Source organism: Pseudomonas sp. IT-P171 (genome assembly GCF_949767765.1).
GTDB classification, from domain to species: domain Bacteria; phylum Pseudomonadota; class Gammaproteobacteria; order Pseudomonadales; family Pseudomonadaceae; genus Aquipseudomonas; species Aquipseudomonas fluorescens_B.
In genome coordinates, this window is record NZ_CATKQN010000044.1 from 19,807 (window position 1) to 39,454 (window position 19,648).

The following is a 19,648-nucleotide window of genomic DNA, read 5'->3' on the forward strand; positions in this document are numbered from 1 at the left end:
AGGAATAACAACAATGGCACTTTCCCGCGAACAAATGGCTCAACGCGTCGCCCGCGAAATGCAGGACGGCTTCTACGTGAACCTGGGCATCGGCATTCCGACCCTGGTCGCCAACTACATTCCTGAAGGCATGGAAGTCATGCTGCAGTCGGAGAACGGCCTGCTCGGCATGGGTCCCTTCCCCACTGAAGAAACCATCGACGCCGACATGATCAACGCCGGCAAACAAACCGTGACCGCGCGGATCGGTGCGTCGATCTTTTCCTCGGCCGAGTCCTTCGCGATGATCCGCGGTGGTCATGTCGACCTGACCGTGCTGGGCGCCTTTGAAGTCGACGTGCAAGGCAACATCGCCTCGTGGATGATCCCTGGCAAGCTGGTCAAGGGCATGGGCGGCGCCATGGACCTGGTGGCCGGCGCAGACAACATCATCGTTATCATGACCCATGCGTCCAAGGACGGTGAGTCCAAGCTCTTGTCCCAATGCAGCCTGCCGCTGACCGGCGCCGGTTGCATCAAGCGCGTCCTGACCGACCTGGCGTATCTTGAAATCGAAAACGGCGCGTTCATTCTCAAGGAACGGGCGCCGGGTGTAAGCGTCGAGGAAATCGTCGCCAAGACCGCCGGTAAACTGATCGTGCCTGATCACGTTCCGGAAATGCAGTTCGCTGACCAGTGAGGAATCATTCCATGCAAGAAGTCGTCATTGTTGCCGCCACCCGTACCGCCATCGGCAGTTTCCAGGGTTCGCTGGCCAATGTGTCCGCCGTTGACCTCGGCGCCGCGGTGATCCGTCAGTTGCTGGCGCAAACCGGTCTGGACCCTGCTGAAGTCGATGAAGTGATCATGGGCCAGGTGCTGACCGCCGGCGCCGGGCAAAACCCTGCGCGCCAGGCGTCGATCAAGGCCGGCCTGCCGTTCGCTGTACCGGCGATGACCCTGAACAAGGTCTGCGGCTCGGGTCTCAAGGCACTGCACCTGGGCGCCCAGGCGATTCGCTGCGGCGACGCCGAGGTGATCATTGCCGGCGGTCAGGAAAACATGAGCCTGTCCAACTACGTCATGCCCGGGGCGCGCACCGGCCTGCGCATGGGCCACGCGCAAATCGTCGACACCATGATCAGCGACGGCCTGTGGGATGCGTTCAACGATTACCACATGGGCATCACCGCCGAGAACCTGGCAGACCAGTACAACCTGACCCGCGAACAACAGGACGCCTTCGCGGCGGCCTCGCAACAGAAAGCCGTGGCCGCTATCGAAGCCGGGCGTTTTGCCGATGAGATCACGCCGATCCTGATTCCGCAGCGCAAGGGCGACCCACTGTCCTTCGCCACCGACGAGCAGCCACGGGCCGGCACCACCGCCGAATCCCTGGGCAAACTGAAAGCTGCCTTCAAGAAGGACGGTTCGGTGACCGCCGGTAACGCTTCGTCCCTGAACGATGGCGCCGCCGCCGTGATCCTGATGAGCGCGGAAAAAGCCAAGGCCCTGGGTTTGCCGGTGCTGGCAAAAATCGCCGCTTACGCCAACGCGGGCGTGGACCCGGCGATCATGGGCATCGGTCCGGTGTCGGCCACTCGCCGTTGCCTGGACAAGGCCGGCTGGACCATCGACCAGCTTGAGCTGGTTGAAGCCAACGAAGCCTTCGCCGCGCAATCCCTGGCGGTGGCCAAGGACCTGGAATGGGACTTGAACAAGGTCAACGTCAACGGCGGTGCCATTGCGCTGGGCCACCCGATTGGTGCGTCAGGTTGCCGCGTGCTGGTGACCCTGCTGCACGAAATGATCAAGCGTGACGCCAAGAAAGGCCTTGCCACCCTGTGCATCGGTGGCGGTCAGGGCGTGGCGCTGGCACTCGAACGAGCGTAACGCGTTCAACGGACGGCGCGGGGACCCACGAAGATCCGCTGCCGTCCGGCAACACCCCCGGTGTTTCTGCAGGGCTAGCTTTTGTGGCGAGGGGGCTTGCTCCCGCTGGAGTGCGCAGCGCTCCCAAAATCTTCGACAGTTGCCGAGATTTCAGGGCTGCTTCGCAACCCGGCGCGAGCAAACTCCCTCGCCACAAAGGGCTGGCAGACATCAGATGCACCGGGTTCCTTTTGCCTGAGGAAGACTGCGATGAAGCCCTGACAGTCACGCCAAAAACTGCAGAATCAACCAGCTATTCGCCCCACTGATCACCACAAACAATCCCCACGCCAACACCCGCGTCGGCAGCCGGTTCACAAACGGCCCCATCAATTTCTGGTCGTTGGTCATCCGGATCAGCGGATAAAGCGCAAACGGCAGCTGCAAACTCAACACCACCTGACTCAGCACCAGCAGCTTGCCAATCGCATCGTCCCCCATCAGCCACACGCCGATAAACGCCGGGATCAGCGCCAGCCCTCGTGTAATCAACCGCCGTTGCCAGCAGGGAATCCGCAGGTTCAGGTAACCCTCCATGATCACCTGCCCCGCGATGGTGCCGGTGAACGTCGAACTCTGACCGGACGCCAGCAACGCAACGCCAAACAACACGCTGGCCAACGCCCCGCCCACCAGTGGATCAAGCAGGTGATAGGCGTCCTGGATGTCCACCACGTCGGTGTGCCCGGTCTTGTGGAATGCCGCCGCCGCGAGAATCAGGATCGCGGCATTGACCAGCAACGCCAGTGCCAGGGAGCCGATGGTGTCGATACGCGCCAGCTTCACGGCGTCCTGCTTGCTGGCCAGATCCTTGCCGATCATCCGGGTCTGTACGATCGAGGTGTGCAGGTACAGGTTATGCGGCATCACCGTGGCCCCGAGAATCCCGATGGCCAGGTACAGCGGCGCGGCATCGCCGATGGCGGACAACGACGGCGTGAATCCCCGTGCGACGTCCGGCCAGTAAGGCTTGATCAACAGTAACTCAACGAAGAAACACACACCGATGGTGCTCACCAGCACCAGCATGATCGCTTCCAGTCGGCGGAAGCCCCGATTCTGCAGGGCCAGCACCAACAGCGTGTCGAACGCCGTGAGAGCGATGCCGAAGGTCAGCGAGCAACCCAGCAACAGATGGAATGCCAACGCACAGCCGAGTACTTCGGCAAGGTCGGTGGCGATGATCGAGATTTCCGCCAGTACCCATTGGGTGCGCGCGGTGCGCGTGCTGTAGCGTTCGCGGGACAACTGCGCCAGGTCCCGCCCGGTGGCAATGCCCAGGCGCGAGCACAAACACTGCACCACCATGCCCGCCAGACTGGCCAGCAGCACCACGAACAACAGGCTGTAGCCAAACCGCGAACCGGCCTCGATGGCGGTGGCCCAGTTACCCGGGTCCATGTAGCCGATGGACACCAGCAAACCCGGACCGGCGAAACGCAGGACACGCTTGAAGAATGACGCGCGAGGGTCAACGGCAACGCTGCCCGCCACTTCCGGCGGGCAAAATGGCGCAGTGGCGACTTTGGGCAAACTGAATTTCACGCACTTATTCCAGAAAACAGACGGGAGGGGCAGCTTAGACGTTTCACTCGAACTGATGTACAGGCAAAACCCGTAGGGAAGGTGATCTTTTGAAACCTGACGCTTTGTATACAAAACATCGATATCCATAGAGCAATCCGCCACCCACAATGCTAACGTTGCCCCCTCACACAGGTCGGAGGCGCAAGCGTGCTGCTGCTCAAACTGCTGGTCATTCCCGGGTTTCTCTTGCTGATCTCCCTCGCGGGCAAACGCTGGGGCCCGAGCGTCGCCGGTTGGCTGTCGGGGTTGCCGGTGGTGGTCGGGCCGATTCTGTTTTTCCTCGCCATCGAGCAAGGCGAAGTGTTTGCCGCGCAATCGGCCAGCGCCGCGTTATCCGCGATGTTTGCGATGATCGCCTTCTGCGTCACCTACGCCCAGGTCGCACAACGGACTGGATGGCCATGGGCACTGACCGTTTCGCTGCTGGTCTGGGCGACGGCAGCCGTTGTGCTATCGGTGATCCCGCCGTCCCTGACGTTCTCCGTCATCGCCGCCGCGACTGCGCTGCTGGCGGCGCCGTATCTGTTCCCGACCGTACAGCCCATCGTTTCAGGCTCCGCACCCAAGTCCGATAAATTGTTGCTGCGCATGATCGCTGGCGCCCTGCTCACCCTCGCCGTGACCTTACTGGCGAGCACCGTCGGCGAACGCTGGAGCGGCCTGCTCGCGGTGTTCCCGGTATTGGGCAGCGTGATGGCAGTGTTTTCCCAGCAAACCCGCGGGCCAGCCTTTACTGCGGCCTTGTTGCGAGCCACAGCGACGGGCATGTATTCATTCGCAGCGTTCTGCCTCGTCCTAGCACTGACGTTGCCCGTCATGGGCCTGAGCGGGTTCGGCGTCGGTGTCGCGGTCTCCGTGGCCATGCTCGGCGTCACCAAACGCCTGTTGGCCAAACCCGTGAATACACCGACAACTCGTTCAACTATTTCGAACGAATAGAACAACAACCTCGTACGTCAATCGAACGGGTTTCGCCCACCATCAGCCTCAGTTACTTACCCATCACTGACTGAGGCCTACACCATGAAGTTCTTTTTCCACCCTTCGCCCAACCCGATGAAAGTTGCCCTGCTGCTCGAAGAGCTGCAAACGCCGTACGAATTGATCGGCGTCGACACCTTCAAGGGCGAGCAACATCAGCCGGCGTTCCTGGCGATCAACCCGAACGCCAAGGTGCCAGCCTTGGTCGATGGCGACGCCACGGTCTTCGACTCCCAGGCAATCCTGCTGCACCTCGCGCAAAAACATCAACGCTTCCTGCCGACCTCGATCACCGGGCAAGCCGAACTGCTGTCGTGGCTGATGTTCATCGCCACCGGCCTGTCGCCATTCTCCGGCCAGGCTGTGCATTTCCTGCATCACGCACCGGAAGACCTGGCTTACGCGAAAAACCGCTATCTCAAGGAAGTCGAACGCCATTACCGCGTACTCGACCAGCGCCTGGCCGATTATCCCTATCTGGCGGGCGACACCTACAGCATCGCCGACATGGCGCTCTGGGGCTGGGTCGGTTATGCGCCGTACATCCTCGGCGAGAATGGCCTTGCGGCGTACCCGAACGTCAAGCGTCTGTTCGATGAAATCAGCGCCCGTCCGGCAGCGCAGCGTGCCCAGGGTCTTAAAGAGAAACTGGTGTTGAAGGCCGAGTTCGACGAAGAAACCCGCCGCAATCTGTTTCCGCAGAATCAGGCGCAGTAAGCCGTTTGCGATACTCGTTCCCGTGGTGAGGGCTCGGCTCTCACTACGGGGACACTGGCTACATTCAAAAGCGGTTTACCCGACCGTCCGTTAGCCCACGCTGGAATGCTTCACGACCTCCATGGGATGATCGCCCCCCACCGCGAGACCACCCTGGAGATTTTGAATGTCACTGTTGAGTAAAAAAGCCGTTGTCCTGCTGCTGGCGGTTGCCAGCCTGGGGGCTTTGAACGCGCAGGCTGCCAAGGTCGTGGCCAAAGAGGCGGCGTCGACGCAGAAAGTCTCGATGCTGGGCAATAAATTCACCTTCACCCTGCCCAAGGGCTTCATCGCCAACCCTCTGCCACCGAGCTCGACCGGCGCGAGTGGCACCATGTACACCAACGAAACCACGAAAACCGTGGTGATCGCTGCTGAAAACACCATCCCCGGTGGCGTCAATGCCAAGGACAACGACGGTGAGTTCCTCGACGCCACGGCGTCCGACTTCGCCACCGAGCAAGCCAAGGCACTGCCGGATTTCACCAAGCTCAGCGAAAAAAGCATCACTCAGAAAGGCACCGGCCTGGGGCTGCGACAGATCGACAGCATCGCCACCCAGGGCGGCGGCAAAACCCTCGATACCACGCTGATGGCTGCCTCGGGCACGCGCATGGCGCTGGTTCAGGTGATTTCCCGCCTCAGCGACAATGCCGGCCACGAAGCGCTGGTCAAACAGATCGTCAGCGGCAAGTAAGGCTCAAGGGTTGAGCCGCTGCAACCAGGCGCTCAAGTCCTGCATCTCGGTGGCACTGATGCTGTGCCCGACACCCGGGTAGGCATGGAACTCGAGTTTGAGTGACAGGCTCTGCAACAGGCTGTCCGCTTCAGTGCCGTCGTTGAAGGGAAGGCGTTTGTCCGCCGTGCCATGTCCGATGAAAATCGCCAGTTTCTGGCGTTTTTCATCGGGTTTGAGCGCTGACTTGAGCACCGGCAGAATCCGCCCGCTCAACGCGGCAATCCCGCCCACCGCCTCGGGATGACGTAGCGCGACCTCGTAGGACATGATCGCGCCCTGACTGAAGCCCACCAGGAAAACCTTGTTCGGTTCTGTGTGATATTTCTTCGCAGCCTGTGAGATGAAATCCAGCAACACCTGGCCGCTGGCCTTCAGATCATCCGTCTCGCCGTTGTAGGCACCTTCGCCTTTCTTGCGAAACCATTGATAACTGCCCTCTTCCATCACCATCGGAGCCCGCACCGACAGGAAGTTGTATTGGGCAGGCAATTCATCCTTGATGCCGAACAGGTCCTGTTCGTTACTGCCGTAGCCGTGGAGAAAAATAACCAGAGGCTGATTGACCGATTCGGGGTTGGCTTGCGCCAGGTACTTGAGCGGCAGATCAGTGTGCAGCGGGGTTTGAGCGTGGACGGCGGCGGACGCAAGGAGTGTCAGCAGAGCGAGAACCTTCAACATAAACCTTCCTTCACAAAGCGCAGGATTCGGGGCAGAGCCTAACATTGTGAAGCCGGTCGAGGGATTTTCGCTGCCCCGCATGGCCTCTTCGCGAGCAAGCCCGCTCCCACAGGGGAAGGCGTTTCAAATGTGGGGGCTTGCTCGCGAAGAGGCTCGATAGAGCACTAAAAAACTTGCGCTCAGTCGTTGATCAACTTCCCGGCCCGAATCGGCTCACGCCCCGCCACCTTCGCCTGCCACGTCCCGGGTTGCGTATAGCGCCCACGATCAATCGCAAACAACACCCCGCTGGTCCCGGCGCGCACGGTAGTAACCCGGTCGTTCAACGGATCAACCACTTCAAACAACGCATCCCCCTGCTCCACCCATTCACCCGCATCGCGCAGGAAACTGACCACGCCATGATGGGGCGCAAACAGATACTCCGTGCCTTCGAACGGCATGCCTTCACAACATTCACTCGGTGCCGCTGGCCAGGTGCCTTTGATGAAACCCTGTTCGGCGAGGAACCCGAGAATAGCCTCGCAATTGGCTTGGGCCTGATCGACGCGGGTATCGCCCATGCTGCCCAGCTCCAGCGTTGTCGCCAGGTTGGCCGGCGGAATCGCCGCCTCGGGAAACGCCCTGGCCAGTCGCAACCACGGCGAGGAGCAGGATTCGTCGAATGAACTGCCACCAGAATCTTCACACAGCAGCGCCACGCCCGCCTTCAAGCGAGCCGCCAGTGGCTGCCACTGCGGCCAGTGTTGCGGCAGTGCATAAATATGAATGGCCGCTTCGAAATCGCAATGCAGGTCGAGGGTGATGTCGGCGTCGCAGGCGTGGCGCAACAGCAAACGGTGCATGGCTTCCAGTTGCGACTTGGGTGCAGGCAAATCGTCGAGCACCTGGCCCATGGTCTGACGAATCAACGCGATATTGGCGCTTGCATCGGCACCCAACCGGTCGCCGATCAATTCGCCCACTGGCGCGCTCAACTCGACGAACGAGCGGTTGAAGTTCTTGCCGCTGCCAAGTTCGAAACGGCCCATGTGGCTGCCTTGCAGGTGCTGGTCCAGACCGATGGGATTGGCCACCGGCACCAGTTCGATCACGCCTTGCAACTGGCCCTGGGTTTCCAGTTCTGCCAGGCGTTTCTTCAGTTCCCAGGCCGTGCGCATCCCTGGCAATTCATCCGCGTGCAAGCTGGCCTGGATGTAAACCTTGCGGGTGCCGGCGCCATAACGAAACACGCTGAGGGAGCGTTCGGTGCCCAGGTGGCTCCAGGGCAATGGATGGTCAATGCGTTGCATGGGAGAACTCCTGAATATCAAAACAGTGAGGTCCCCTGTGGGAGCGAGCCTGCTCGCGATAGCGGACTGACATTCAACATTAATGTCGACTGACAGGTCGCTATCGCGAGCAGGCTCGCTCCCAAAGGGTTCTCATTTCATAGAAATGACAGCATAAAAAAGTGGCCACCGCGTCAACGGAGGCCACTTTTTTACAGCGTATTAATGACCGTATACGTCAAAGTCAAAATACTTGTCCTGCACTTGCTTGTACTTGCCGTTAGCGCGGATTTCAGTGATGGCGGTGTTGAATTTGTCCGCCAGCTCTTTATCACCCTTGCGCACCGCAATGCCGGCACCGCCGCCGAAGTACTTGGCGTCTTCATAGGTCGGACCAACAAACGCGAAGCCTTTCCCGGCATCGGTTTTCAGGAAACCGTCGTCGAGGTTGACCGAGTCGGCCAGCATCGCGTCGAGGCGGCCGGAGACCATGTCCAGGTTGGCTTCCTGCTGGGAGCCGTAACGCACCAGGATAATGCCGGCCGGTTGCAGCACTTCAGTGGCGAAGCGGTCGTGGGTACTGGCGCGCAGCACACCGACTTTCTTGCCCTTGAGTTCGGTCAACGGGTCTTTGACGTCGGAGCCTTCCTTCATCACGAAGCGCGCCGGGGTGTGGTAGTACTTGATGGTGAAATCGACGTTTTTCTTACGGTCGTCGGTGATGGTCATGGACGACAGGATCGCGTCGATTTTCTTGACCTTCAGGGCCGGGATCAGGCCGTCGAACTCTTGCTCGACCCAGACACACTTCGCTTTCATCTGCTCGCACAGCGCGTCGCCGATATCGACGTCGAAACCGGTGAGTTTGCCATCAGGGGTCTTCATCGAGAATGGCGGGTAACCGGCTTCGATACCGATGCGGATCGGCTTGGCGTCTTCGGCCACGGCGGTCAGGGACAACATCGACAGTGCCAGGGCACCGAACATCACTAGCTTCTTCATTTATAACTCCTGTGTGCGGAGGCTTTTATTGGCAGCGTTCGATTGGTAGCTTTCGGTCAGAGCTTTTTTATTGGAGAAGACCGAAGTGGCGGGCAGTCTAGAGCGGCTGTCGGCGTGCAAATTGTGCATAGGCGACAAATATTTATAAAAAAGGCGAGCTGAATGAACAATGAAATGCGCGGGCTGAACCTGATCCAGCACCACCCGGCTGAAGGTCCGGGCGCGATTGCCGAGTGGGCCGAGTTGCGGGGACTGCCGTTGAATGTCTTTCGCGCAGACCTAGGCCAGTTACCACCCGTGAGTGCGCAACCGCTGATTGTGTTGGGCGGGCCTTATGAGTCCAACGCCGGACCGGTGTGGCTGGAGGCCGAACGGCAGTGGCTGGCGGGCTGCCTGGATCGAGGCGCTGCGGTGTTTGCAATATGCCTGGGAGCGCAGTTATTGGCGCTGGGTCTGGGCGGAAATGTGCGGCGGATGGATCGGACCGAAACGGGCTGGACCTCAGTGACGTTTGCCGATGGCCAGGAGCTGAAAGTGCTGGAGTGGCACGAAGACGCGATAGACCTGCCACCCGGCGCGCAGTTGCTGGCCAGCAGCGATCAGTGCGAGCAGCAGATGTATCGGGTAGGCCCTGCGCGGGTGGGGTTGCAGTTTCATCCGGAGTGGAATGCAGAATCGGTGGCGACGCTCAATGCGCACTTTGCCGATGAGTCGCCGTTGCCGCGGGGAGAACCGGACAGCGCCGCCCATGCAGCCGTTTTTGACTGGTTGCAGGCGACGCTGGACAAATGGTGGGCGGCTTCAGGCGCCCGCTGACTCTGTGGCCGATGCCTTTGTGGTAAATGTGGCAAGTGCTTTAGTGTCAGGTGCTTTTGTGGCAGAAGGTTTACGGCAGGTGCTTTTGTGGCGAGGGAGCTTGCTCCCGCTCGGCTGCGAAGCGGCCGCAGTCCTTGCGAATGCGCAGTGACTGAACGAATCGGGTCGCAGTTTCTGGGGCCGCTTCGCGACCCAGCGGGAGCAAGCTCCCTCGCCACATTTGATCAGCGTTGCCTGAAGTTCAGCATTCGCAACCGATGACGGTCACCGCAGGCTGTTGCACCTGTGCGCTCAACTCAAGTCCTTCATCCAGCCACCCGGTCACCCCGCCGATCATTTCCTTGACCGGGTAACCCAGCGCCGCCAGTTTCACCGCGGCCTTGTTGGCACCGTTGCAGTGTGGCCCGGCGCAATACACCACGAACAGCGTGGATTTCCCGTAACCCGCCAATCCTTCGGCGGTCAGCAGTCGCCCCGGCAAATTGATTGCGCCCGGCACATGTCCGCGCTCGAACGCCTGCGGACCGCGCACGTCCACCAGGACAAAATCCACGTCCCCCGCCTGTTGACTGTTGTAGACGTCGGAACAGTCGGTTTCAAAGGTCAGACGGTTGCTGAAATGCATCAGGGCAATGGCCGATGGTGCGGCGGGAACATTGCGGACCAGGCTGGTCATGGGTCGTACTCCAGTGTCTCGGTGGGTGTGAGAAGACTTTATTCCCCAGTCGCCAGCGGCTAAAGTGGCGCACAAGACACTCACCGGGAACTTTCCGCCAAATGCAGCCCACCCCTGGATTGGTCGCGATTCTGGCCTACGATGGCCTCTGCACATTCGAGTTCGGCATCGCCGTGGAGATCTTCGGCCTGGCACGGCCGGAGTTCGATTTCCCCTGGTACGAGCACCGGATCGCCGCCGTCGACCAGGGCCCGATGCGCGCCATGGGCGGGATTCAGGTGCTGGCCGATGGCGGCATGGAACTGCTCCGCGACGCCCGAACCATCATCATTCCCGGCTGGCGTGATCGCAGCGCCCCGGTGCCCGAAACGTTGCTCGCGGCCCTGCGCCAGGCCCATGCGCGCGGGGCGCGGTTGCTGTCGATCTGCTCCGGTGTGTTCGTGCTGGCGGCGACCGGTTTGCTCGACGGTCACGGCGCTACCACGCATTGGCGCTACACCGCGGAACTGGCCGAGCGATTCCCGAACATTCTGGTGGACCCCGACGTACTTTACGTCGACTCGGGGCAACTGATTACCTCAGCGGGCAGCGCTGCCGGTATCGATGCCTGCCTGCACCTGGTGGCGCGGGATTTTGGTACGCAAGTGGCCAATTCGGTGGCGCGGCGACTGGTGATGTCACCGCAACGCACCGGCGGCCAGGCGCAGTTCATTCCGACACCGGTCAGTCCTACGCCGCGCAGCGATCTTTCACGCGTGATGCAGTGGGCTCGTGAGCGCTTGCATGAACCCCTGGAGGTTCGCGACCTGGCCAGCGAAGCGGCCATGAGTGAGCGCACTTTTCTGCGTCGTTTCACAGAAGCGACCGGTATGCCGCCCAAAGCGTGGTTGCAACATGAACGCCTGGCGCGGGCTCGGGAGTTGCTGGAAAGCACGAGCCAGAACACCGACCGGATTGCCGAACATTGCGGCTATCGCTCGGTGGAAAGTTTCCGGGTGGCGTTTCGCAACGTGGTCGGCGTGCCGCCGTCGGTGTATCGGGAGCGGTTTGGACGGGAGGTCAAAACGGGAATGTGAGGCCCGTGAACACCCCTGACCTCAAGGCTTACGCAAAAGATACGTATCCATAATCCACCCGTTGGCCAACCGCGCGGCCTTGCGCACCCGCTCGATCTCATCCGCCACGTCCTTGAGCTTGCCGCTGATGAGGATTTCATCCGGCGTCCCCAGGTAAGCGCCCCAGTAAATCTCTGTCTCCTGATCCGCCACCTGATGGTAGGAGTCTTCCGCGTCCAGCATCACCACCAGGCTGTCGGCATCACTCACCTGCCCGGCCGCCAACCGCCTGCCGGTAGTGATTTCAATGGATCGACCGATCCGGTTCAGCGGCACCTTGTGCTGCGCCGCCAACGCCTGAACGCTGGTGATGCCGGGGATCACTTCAAACTCGAAGTCACATCGGCCCGACGCCAGAATCGCCTGCAGGATTCTGATGGTGCTGTCATACAACGCCGGATCGCCCCACACGAGGAAACCGCCGCACTGGCCGTCGGACATTTCCTCATTGATCAGCCGCTCGAAGGTCATCTGCTTGGCAAGGTTCAGATCTTCCACACTGGCCTTGTAGTCCACATCACCGCGCTCACGCTCCGGACTATGCGCTTCAACGAAGCGGTAAACGTGTTCGCTGATGTAGCGTTCGCAAATCTCGCGACGCAGGTCGATCAGCTTGTCCTTGCTCTGGCCTTTGTCCATCAGGAAAAACACATCAACCAGGTTCAGCGCCTTCACGGCCTGCATCGTGATGTAGTCGGGATTGCCGGCACCGATGCCGATGACCATCAGTTTTTTCATTAATACCCTCCCTCAACGTCAGCGCTCGACAAACGCAAACGCCAGCAACCATTGAACCGCAACTCGATAGCTGACAGCGGTTCGACGTCGACCCGATTAAACGACGGGCTTTGCAACACCTGGGTCAACGCCGCACGAATGACAAATGGATGGGTGATGGCAACGATGTGGCCCGGCGTAGCTTCCAGTGTCTTGAGCCATGCAGCCACCCGATCACCCAGTTTTGCTACCGACTCGCCACCGTGAGGCGCGGAATGCGGATCATCGAGCCAGGCCTGCAGTGCCTGCGGTTCGGATTTCTGCAGATCATCGATCTGCGCGCCGTTCCAGCGTCCAAAATCGCAATCCCTCAGCGCCTCGACAATCTCCACATCACTGCCGAACAACCCGGCGGTTTGCCGTGCTCGACGTTCCGGTCCGCTGAACAGCCGCGGCGTCCCCTTGAACCGGGAACGAAGGGAGCCTTGTGCCGATTGCCAATCCATCTCAACAGGCTCATCCGTAGGAAAACGCGCCAATTTCTGTGCGACGGTTCGAGCGTGGCACATCAGGGTCAAACGGGTTGCCTGCACGAAAGATCACTCGGTTTAAGGAAAAGAAAACGGCGTCAAGCCACCATTCAGGCGTAATTGTGCCGTAAGAAGTGCGATCGGGGGCGTTTCATTACACCGATCCTCCCTAAAAAACAGCGATCTCCGACATCACTGTCAGCGAGGGCCTACAACGCTGATCGACATCCGTGTAGCCCCCGACCTACGGGCATTTCGCCCCATATTGGGGCTGGACAGGACCGCGCAAAAATTCACTAGACATGGGGCGCGGGATAAATAAATACTGCTGTAACGGATTATAAAATGTAAACAACACCCCCCCATCCAGCAGGAGCCCGGATGCCCTCTCCCAGAGACATGAACCACCGCCTCCGTTGCCAGAACCCGACCGGCCTCTCAATTGCATGGGACGCCGAAACAGTGCTGTCCCGAATAACGACTGATTAGAAAAAGAGCGGCGCTGGCAAGCCATCAAGCGACCGCCGATTAAACGCGTGGAAACCGACAGTGATAGTCAGGTTCGTGCCAATCGCCGAACCCTTTGATACAGGAGTGCATCCATGCTGGTCTTACGCCCAGTGGAGTTAACCGACCTGCCCCAGCTGCAGCGACTGGCGCGCGAAAGCCTGGTCGGCGTCACGTCCTTGCCGGACGATACCGAACGCTTGCGTGAGCGGATTCTCGACTCCTGCGCCTCGTTCGCCAAAGACGTCCAGGGTCATGGCCCGGAAAACTACTTCTTCGTGCTGGAGGACCTGACGAACCGACGCCTGGCAGGCTGCTCGGAGATCCTCGCCACGGCCGGTTTCGACGAACCGTTCTACAGCCTGCGCAACCGCCATTTCACCAGCGCCTCGCGAGAACTGAACATCGAGCACGGCGTGCCGGCGCTGTCGTTGTGTCACGACCTCAGCGGCCATACCTTGCTGCGCGGTTTTCACATCGATGCGGCGCTGGTGCGTACGCCGTCCTCCGAACTGCTGTCACGGGGGCGACTGATGTTCATTGCCGCTCATGCGCAGCGCTTTGCCGAAGCGGTCATCACCGAGATCGTCGGCTACAGCGACGATGAAGGAGGGTCGCCATTCTGGGATGCGCTGGGCAAACATTTCTTCGACTTGCCCTACGCCGAGGCCGAGCGCCTTTGCGGGCTGGAAAGCCGGACGTTCCTGGCCGAACTGATGCCGCAATACCCGATCTACGTGCCGATGCTGCCTCAGGCGGCGCAGGACTGCATCGGCCGCATCCACCCCGATGGCCAGGAAGCCTTCGATATCCTTGAACGCGAGGGGTTCGAGACCAACAGCTACATCGACCTGTTCGACGGCGGCCCGACCTTGTACGCGCGTCTCGCCAGCATCCGTTCCATCGCGCAAAGCCAGACCGGCACGGCAACACCGGGCGACGTCATCGATGCTCGCGGCCGCTATCTCGTGAGTAACGATTCGTTGAAGGACTATCGTGCCATCGTCGCCGATCTGGAGTACACCGCCGGACATCCCGTGCCCCTGAGCACCGAGATGTGCACGGCCCTGAACGTGAGCGAAGGCAGCCCGATCCGGTTGATCGCCCTGTGAGCATCATCCGGCCCCATTCCCTGCATTTGCGTCGGCCCGTAGAAGGAGCTGCATCATGATTGTCCGTCCGGTTCACGTCACCGACCTGCCCGCCCTGCTGGCACTGGTACGGCAGGCTGGCCCGGGGTTAACCACCCTGCCCGCCAACGAGGATCGCCTGGCCCACCGGCTGCGCTGGGCACAACGGACCTTCGCCGAACAGGTCGAGCGGGCCGATGCCGACTACCTGTTCGTGCTCGAAGACGATGACCAGCAAGTGGTGGGGGTCAGTGCCCTGACGGGGGCCGTCGGGCTGCGTGAGCCGTGGTACAACTATCGGGTCGGGCTGACAGTCAGTTCATCACCGGACCTGGGCATCCAGCGACAGATTCCAACCCTGTTTCTGAACAATGAAATGACCGGGCAATCGGAAATCTGTTCATTGTTCCTGCGACCCGATCAACGCCAGGGCAGCAATGGCCGATTGCTGTCGTTGGGACGCTTGTTGTTTGCGGCCGAATTCGCCCACCTGTTCGGCGAGAAGCTCATCGCCGAACTGCGAGGCAGCGCCGATGAGCAAGGCTGTTCACCGTTCTGGGACAGCCTGGGCCGGCACTTTTTCAAGATGGACTTCAGCCACGCGGATCACTTGTCGGGACTGGGCAGCAAAGCGTTCATCGCCGAACTGATGCCGCGCCAACCGCTGTACACCTGCCTGCTCACCGAGCAGGCCCAGGCCGTGATCGGCAAGGCCCACCCCAACACCGAGCCGGCGATGAAAATCCTCACGGCCGAAGGTTTCACCCACAAAGGCTATATCGACATCTTCGACGCCGGCCCGGTCATCGAGGCACCGCTGTCGAAAATCCGTACCGTGCGCGACAGCCAGGCGCTGGTGCTGGCCATCGGCACCCCGGACGAACAGGCTCCGGTCTGGCTGATCCACAACCGCCGACTGGAAAACTGCCGCATCACCGCCGCCCCGGCCCGACGGGTGGGCAACAGCCTGATCGTCGACCGACTCACCGCCAAACGCCTGCAATTGCAACCCGGCAACTCCGTACGCGCAGTGCTACTGCTCAATCAACAGCAACAGGCTGTGGCAGCCTGAAAAGACGGCCTCCCGCCCAGCAGGATGGGGCCCGATCAGGGCCACCCTGCAAATTCGTCATCATTCTCACCCCTGTTGCGTGATAGCCTTTTGTATCTTCGGCGTTGACACTCTTGTTCAAGCCTTTCCATTCCTTTGTATTGGTGGAACTCATATGTCCAGGCTTTCCCATCAGGATTTGCGCCGTAACTTCCGTGAACTGTTCGCGTCCAACAAGTGCTATCACACGGCATCGGTCTTCGACCCGATGTCGGCACGCATCGCGGCGGACCTGGGTTTTGAAGTGGGAATTCTGGGTGGTTCGGTTGCCTCGCTGCAGGTACTGGGCGCCCCCGATTTCGCCCTGATCACGCTCAGCGAGTTCGCCGAGCAAGCCACCCGTATCGGTCGCGTTGCCCAATTGCCGGTCATCGCCGACGCCGATCACGGCTACGGCAATGCATTGAATGTCATGCGCACCATTGTCGAGCTCGAACGCGCCGGCGTGGCTGCCCTGACCATCGAAGACACGCTGTTGCCCGCGCAATTCGGCCGCAAGTCCACCGACCTGATCGGCGTCGCTGAAGGTGTCGGCAAGATCCGCGCCGCGCTGGAAGCACGGGTTGATACGGAAATGGCAATCGTGGCTCGCACCAATGCCGGGATTCTGCCGGTGCAGGAAGTCATCAGCCGCACCCAGCAGTACCAGAAAGCCGGTGCGGACGGGATTTGCATGGTGGGCGTGCGTGACTTCGATCACCTCGAACAGATTGCCGAACACCTGAGCGTGCCGCTGATGCTGGTCACCTACGGCAACCCGCTGCTGCGCGACGACAATCGCCTGGCCGAACTGGGCGTGCGCGTCACCATCGACGGGCATGGCGCGTACTTCGCGGCGATCAAGGCGACCTACGACAGCCTGCGCGAGCAGCGGCAGATCTTCACCCAGGCGTCGGATCTGAGCGCGACGGAACTGACGCATACCTACACGCAGCCTGAGGAATACATTCGTTGGGCGGAAGAGTTCATGAGCGTTAAAGAGTAAAAGCGTGCATCTGTTCTGACGCCAACGCCCGCCGGCGATGGCGTCAGCATTGACGACTTGTTTCTTGGCCAACTCCATATCATCCGCGATAACAGATAAATCCGCGGCGCCGCGCTCTCAACCTCCGCGTATTCCTCCGGCGTATGAATATTGCCGCCCACAATCCCGAACCCGTCCAGCGCTGGCGTACCCACGCCTCGCCTAGCCGGTGCCCTTCAGCGTCGCGATCACGGGGTTGCGTTTGTCGAGGGGGTGTTCGGCACGAACTCGATGGTGGCGCCGAGTTCTTTCAGTTCATCGATGGCGATGTCGCTGACCTGGGTCAGGCCCGGTTCATAACCGGAGCCGGAATCGGCAATCCCGATTCACCAAAGATTCCACAAGTGCACGGTGCAGCGTTCAGATCGAGTCGATCAGTTCGTGACGCGGCTTGCCATCCCCGCAACAGATCACGCGATTACGGCCGGTGGTCTTGGCTTCGTAGAGCGCCTGGTCAGCGTCGTTGAGCCACAGCATCGCGTCATTGTGAGCCGGGTTGAAGGCGGCGAGCCCAATGCTGAGGCTGACTTTCAGCGCCGGGTTCTGTTCATAACCGAGGGTGGCGAAGCGATCACGAAGTGCATCCATGGCGGCTGCGGCGTGATCGAGCGCAAGGCCCGGGAGGATGACGCAGAACTCGTCGCCACCGTAGCGACCCGCCACATCGGCCGCCCGCAGATTCTGTTTGAGCATCTTGCTCAGCTGACGCAACACGATGTCCCCGGCGACATGGCCGTAGGTGTCGTTGATGGTTTTGAAATGGTCGATGTCGATCAGTGCAATCGCCCCGCCCTGAGGCTGGCGTTTGCCGCGCTGGAATTCGATTTCCAGCTGATCTTTCCAGGCCCCGTGATTGAGCAGGCCGGTGAGGCTGTCGGTGCGGCTCAGGGTCAGTAATTCACGTTTGTGCCGTCCCAGCGTGGTGGCCTGTCGGAAGCAAATCCAACCCAGCGCCAGCGGATACAGGGTCAACAGCGGCAGGCAGGCATACATCTGCAAGGGGCTGGTTTGCGGCACGAAGGCCGGCACAAACACCAGAAATCCGACACCGATCCCCAACACCTGCGCAACGGCTCCCACCAGCAGGAAGCGAGGGCCGCCGATGGCCACGTTGTTCATCGCCATCATGGCGATGGTGGTTGCGCTAGGCAGCGGATTGAATTGCATGGCGGCAACCCAGAAGCCACCCAGAAAGGCATCGACCAGCAGATTACGATGTTCGGCGTGATAGGGAGCTTTTGCCCGACGCGCCCATTGGTAAGCCACGTGCGGCCAGAAAACACCGTTGAAGAGCATCAGCGCCCAGACCCACGGCGCCGGGTCGAGCGGGTACATCGCGGCGGCCACACACACCAGCCCCGCGGCGAGCCCCAGGGTTCGCGTTGCGTAGAGCCTCTTGGTTAGTGAAAGTCCTTTTCCGCCCGTTTTTTCCATTGGAGCCTCTGCGCCACTGCACGGAACCTGCTGACACCGAGGTTTCAGGTGTGCTGGAAGTCTAACAGGGCAACGTCAAATAGCCATCACCGGCTGGCAGTCTGAATACCGCGGTATTGCCGTGAAGCAGGCGTCGAATGTTTGGCTATACATGAAGAGAGGGTTCAATACACAACGATAAAAAAGGAGACCCATGCAAACTTTTCAAGTGTTGATCATCGGCAGCGGATTTGGCGGACAGTGTGCGGCGATCAATTTGCTCAAGGCCGGCATCGATGATTTTCGACTGCTGGAGCGGCGGGACTTTTTCGGCGGCACCTGGTGCCAGAACACCTACCCCGGTGCGGCCGTCGATGTGCCCTCACCGCTTTATTCGCTGTCCTTCGCCCCTTACCGCTGGACCCAAATGTTCGCTGAACAGGCCGAACTGCATCGCTACACGCAGTACGTGGTGGATGAATTCGGCCTGCGCGACCGTGTGGAACTGGAAGCCAACGTTGAACGCATCGAATGGGACGACGACGCCAGACACTGGGCGGTGCACACCGCGAACAAAGGCACGTTCTACGCCCGGTTCCTGATCAATGCCACGGGGCCGCTGAGTCAACCGGTCATTCCGCATTTCGAGGGCATGGAGCGCTTTCAAGGCAAGACTTTTCACACGAACAACTGGGATCACACCTACGACTATCGGCAAAAACGCGTCGCCATCGTAGGCAGTGGCGCCAGCGCGGCTCAGGTGATTCCGGCCATTGCCCCGGACGTCGAGCATTTGCATGTGTTCCAGCGCACGCCGCACTGGGTGCTGCCACGGGCCGATCGCGCCTTCGGCCCCTTCCAGCGCTGGTTGCTCGGCCTCAAACCGGCCTACAAGGTGCTGCGCTGGATGATTTATTGGCAATTCGAAACCCGGGTGATCGCCTTCAAATACTCGAAACCGGCGATCCGCCTGGTCCAGCAACACGCCCTACGCTTCATCAAACGCCAGGTCCCCGACCCCGAACTCAGACGCAAACTGACACCGGACTACACCATCGGCTGCAAGCGCGTCATTGTTTCGAGCACCTTGTACCCGGCACTCGGTCGGCCCAACGTAACGTTGCACAGCCGCGAACAGGGCATCGCGTCCATAGACGAAACCGGCATCTTTACCCAGGACGGGCAGCACATCGACCTGGACCTGATTGTCTGGTCCACCGGTTACGACGCCACCGACGGAGTGATTTCCTACCCGGTAACAGGTAAAAACGGCAAGCAACTCAGGGATTTCTGGGCCACCTACCCTCGTGCCTACCTCGGTACCAGTCTGCCGGACTTCCCCAACCTCTTTATCGTCACCGGGCCCAACACCGGTATCGGCCACACTTCGGCGCTTTTCATCATCGAATCCCAGATGAACTACATTCTCGATTGCATTCGCACACTGAAAGAACAGGGTTTGCGCAGCATCGAAGTTCGCCCCGAGGCAGAACGTACCTACACTGAAATGATCCACCGGGAAATGGAACGCACGGTGTGGAAGTCCGGAGGCTGCCACAGTTGGTATCAAAGCAAGAGTGGTCATGTGATTGCCATGTTTCCCGGGTTCAGTTTCAGTTACCACCGAATGACCCGGACGCTGAAACCCGCCGATCACATCTTGTCCTGATCAGAGAGAAGGGAG

At 60.4% G+C, this 19,648-nt stretch carries 19 protein-coding genes and 1 pseudogene; 11 read left to right on the plus strand and 9 right to left on the minus strand.

The window, feature by feature from the left end; translation table 11 throughout:
• Window positions 1-13: 13 nt before the first annotated feature.
• On the plus strand, window positions 14-679 hold the full coding sequence (locus ACM6I5_RS19985; RefSeq protein ID WP_017338016.1) for a CoA transferase subunit B: 666 nt from the start codon (window positions 14-16) through the stop codon (window positions 677-679).
• An 11-nt stretch (window positions 680-690) separates the two neighbouring features.
• Complete coding sequence (locus tag ACM6I5_RS19990) at window positions 691-1,872, plus strand: acetyl-CoA C-acetyltransferase (RefSeq protein WP_414884498.1); 1,182 nt, start codon at window positions 691-693, stop codon at window positions 1,870-1,872.
• Window positions 1,873-2,136: 264 nt separating this feature from the next.
• Here ACM6I5_RS19990 and ACM6I5_RS19995 read toward each other — a convergent pair whose 3' ends face one another.
• On the minus strand, window positions 2,137-3,456 hold the full coding sequence (locus tag ACM6I5_RS19995) for an Nramp family divalent metal transporter (RefSeq protein WP_414884499.1): 1,320 nt from the start codon (window positions 3,454-3,456) through the stop codon (window positions 2,137-2,139).
• A gap of 189 nt (window positions 3,457-3,645) precedes the next feature.
• On the opposite strand from ACM6I5_RS19995, the gene ACM6I5_RS20000 reads away from it, so the two are divergent.
• The 3 genes from ACM6I5_RS20000 to ACM6I5_RS20010 all read left to right on the plus strand — a co-directional run bounded on the left by ACM6I5_RS20000 (window position 3,646) and on the right by ACM6I5_RS20010 (window position 5,932).
• Window positions 3,646-4,437: a hypothetical protein gene (locus ACM6I5_RS20000; protein WP_414878901.1), complete on the plus strand. Its 792-nt coding sequence runs from the start codon at window positions 3,646-3,648 to the stop codon at window positions 4,435-4,437.
• A gap of 84 nt (window positions 4,438-4,521) precedes the next feature.
• The gene (locus tag ACM6I5_RS20005) at window positions 4,522-5,196 is read left to right on the plus strand and encodes a glutathione S-transferase family protein (protein ID WP_414884500.1); all 675 of its coding nucleotides are present in this window, start codon (window positions 4,522-4,524) and stop codon (window positions 5,194-5,196) included.
• A gap of 166 nt (window positions 5,197-5,362) precedes the next feature.
• Window positions 5,363-5,932: a hypothetical protein gene (locus ACM6I5_RS20010; protein WP_414878899.1), complete on the plus strand. Its 570-nt coding sequence runs from the start codon at window positions 5,363-5,365 to the stop codon at window positions 5,930-5,932.
• 3 nt (window positions 5,933-5,935) lie between these two features.
• Here ACM6I5_RS20010 and ACM6I5_RS20015 read toward each other — a convergent pair whose 3' ends face one another.
• The 3 genes from ACM6I5_RS20015 to ACM6I5_RS20025 all read right to left on the minus strand — a co-directional run bounded on the left by ACM6I5_RS20015 (window position 5,936) and on the right by ACM6I5_RS20025 (window position 8,925).
• Entirely contained in the window at window positions 5,936-6,652 is a 717-nt protein-coding gene (locus tag ACM6I5_RS20015) for an alpha/beta hydrolase (RefSeq protein ID WP_414884501.1), read from the minus strand.
• Between the two features lie 179 nt (window positions 6,653-6,831).
• On the minus strand, window positions 6,832-7,944 hold the full coding sequence (locus ACM6I5_RS20020) for a succinylglutamate desuccinylase/aspartoacylase family protein (RefSeq protein ID WP_017338009.1): 1,113 nt from the start codon (window positions 7,942-7,944) through the stop codon (window positions 6,832-6,834).
• A 201-nt stretch (window positions 7,945-8,145) separates the two neighbouring features.
• Complete coding sequence (locus ACM6I5_RS20025; protein ID WP_414878896.1) at window positions 8,146-8,925, minus strand: ABC transporter substrate-binding protein; 780 nt, start codon at window positions 8,923-8,925, stop codon at window positions 8,146-8,148.
• 174 nt (window positions 8,926-9,099) lie between these two features.
• Here ACM6I5_RS20025 and ACM6I5_RS20030 point away from each other — a divergent pair, with 174 nt between their 5' ends.
• Window positions 9,100-9,741 carry a type 1 glutamine amidotransferase gene (locus ACM6I5_RS20030; protein WP_414884715.1) on the plus strand — a complete coding sequence of 214 codons (642 nt, stop codon included), beginning with the start codon at window positions 9,100-9,102 and terminating at the stop codon, window positions 9,739-9,741.
• Window positions 9,742-9,982: 241 nt separating this feature from the next.
• Here the strand turns inward: ACM6I5_RS20030 and ACM6I5_RS20035 are convergent, their stop codons facing one another.
• Window positions 9,983-10,417, minus strand: a complete 435-nt coding sequence (locus ACM6I5_RS20035) for a rhodanese-like domain-containing protein (protein ID WP_414884502.1) — start codon at window positions 10,415-10,417, stop codon at window positions 9,983-9,985.
• A 101-nt stretch (window positions 10,418-10,518) separates the two neighbouring features.
• On the opposite strand from ACM6I5_RS20035, the gene ftrA reads away from it, so the two are divergent.
• The gene (gene ftrA, locus ACM6I5_RS20040) at window positions 10,519-11,493 is read left to right on the plus strand and encodes a transcriptional regulator FtrA (RefSeq protein ID WP_414884503.1); all 975 of its coding nucleotides are present in this window, start codon (window positions 10,519-10,521) and stop codon (window positions 11,491-11,493) included.
• Between the two features lie 21 nt (window positions 11,494-11,514).
• On the opposite strand, the gene cobF is transcribed toward ftrA, so the two are convergent.
• Window positions 11,515-12,270, minus strand: coding sequence for a precorrin-6A synthase (deacetylating) (gene cobF, locus ACM6I5_RS20045; protein WP_017338004.1), 756 nt, complete (start codon window positions 12,268-12,270; stop codon window positions 11,515-11,517).
• The gene (locus ACM6I5_RS20050) at window positions 12,270-12,842 is read right to left on the minus strand and encodes a histidine phosphatase family protein (RefSeq protein ID WP_017338003.1); all 573 of its coding nucleotides are present in this window, start codon (window positions 12,840-12,842) and stop codon (window positions 12,270-12,272) included. The genes cobF and ACM6I5_RS20050 overlap by 1 nt, the downstream gene beginning before the upstream one ends.
• 539 nt (window positions 12,843-13,381) lie before the next feature.
• On the opposite strand from ACM6I5_RS20050, the gene ACM6I5_RS20055 reads away from it, so the two are divergent.
• The 3 genes from ACM6I5_RS20055 to ACM6I5_RS20065 all read left to right on the plus strand — a co-directional run bounded on the left by ACM6I5_RS20055 (window position 13,382) and on the right by ACM6I5_RS20065 (window position 16,512).
• A complete protein-coding gene (locus ACM6I5_RS20055; protein WP_414878890.1) occupies window positions 13,382-14,398 on the plus strand; it encodes an arginine N-succinyltransferase in 1,017 nt (338 codons plus the stop codon).
• Window positions 14,399-14,453: 55 nt separating this feature from the next.
• Window positions 14,454-15,488, plus strand: a complete 1,035-nt coding sequence (gene astA / locus ACM6I5_RS20060) for an arginine N-succinyltransferase (protein WP_017338001.1) — start codon at window positions 14,454-14,456, stop codon at window positions 15,486-15,488.
• Window positions 15,489-15,642: 154 nt separating this feature from the next.
• On the plus strand, window positions 15,643-16,512 hold the full coding sequence (locus ACM6I5_RS20065) for an isocitrate lyase/PEP mutase family protein (protein WP_017338000.1): 870 nt from the start codon (window positions 15,643-15,645) through the stop codon (window positions 16,510-16,512).
• A 204-nt stretch (window positions 16,513-16,716) separates the two neighbouring features.
• Here ACM6I5_RS20065 and ACM6I5_RS20070 read toward each other — a convergent pair.
• Both ACM6I5_RS20070 and ACM6I5_RS20075 read right to left on the minus strand, forming a co-directional pair.
• Window positions 16,717-16,865: pseudogene (locus ACM6I5_RS20070) on the minus strand (glutamate carboxypeptidase); the annotation flags it as partial.
• Between the two features lie 46 nt (window positions 16,866-16,911).
• A complete protein-coding gene (locus ACM6I5_RS20075; RefSeq protein ID WP_414884504.1) occupies window positions 16,912-17,985 on the minus strand; it encodes a diguanylate cyclase in 1,074 nt (357 codons plus the stop codon).
• A 193-nt stretch (window positions 17,986-18,178) separates the two neighbouring features.
• Between ACM6I5_RS20075 and ACM6I5_RS20080 the strand changes: the two genes are divergently transcribed.
• Window positions 18,179-19,633 carry a flavin-containing monooxygenase gene (locus tag ACM6I5_RS20080; protein ID WP_414884505.1) on the plus strand — a complete coding sequence of 485 codons (1,455 nt, stop codon included), beginning with the start codon at window positions 18,179-18,181 and terminating at the stop codon, window positions 19,631-19,633.
• Window positions 19,634-19,648: the final 15 nt, after the last annotated feature.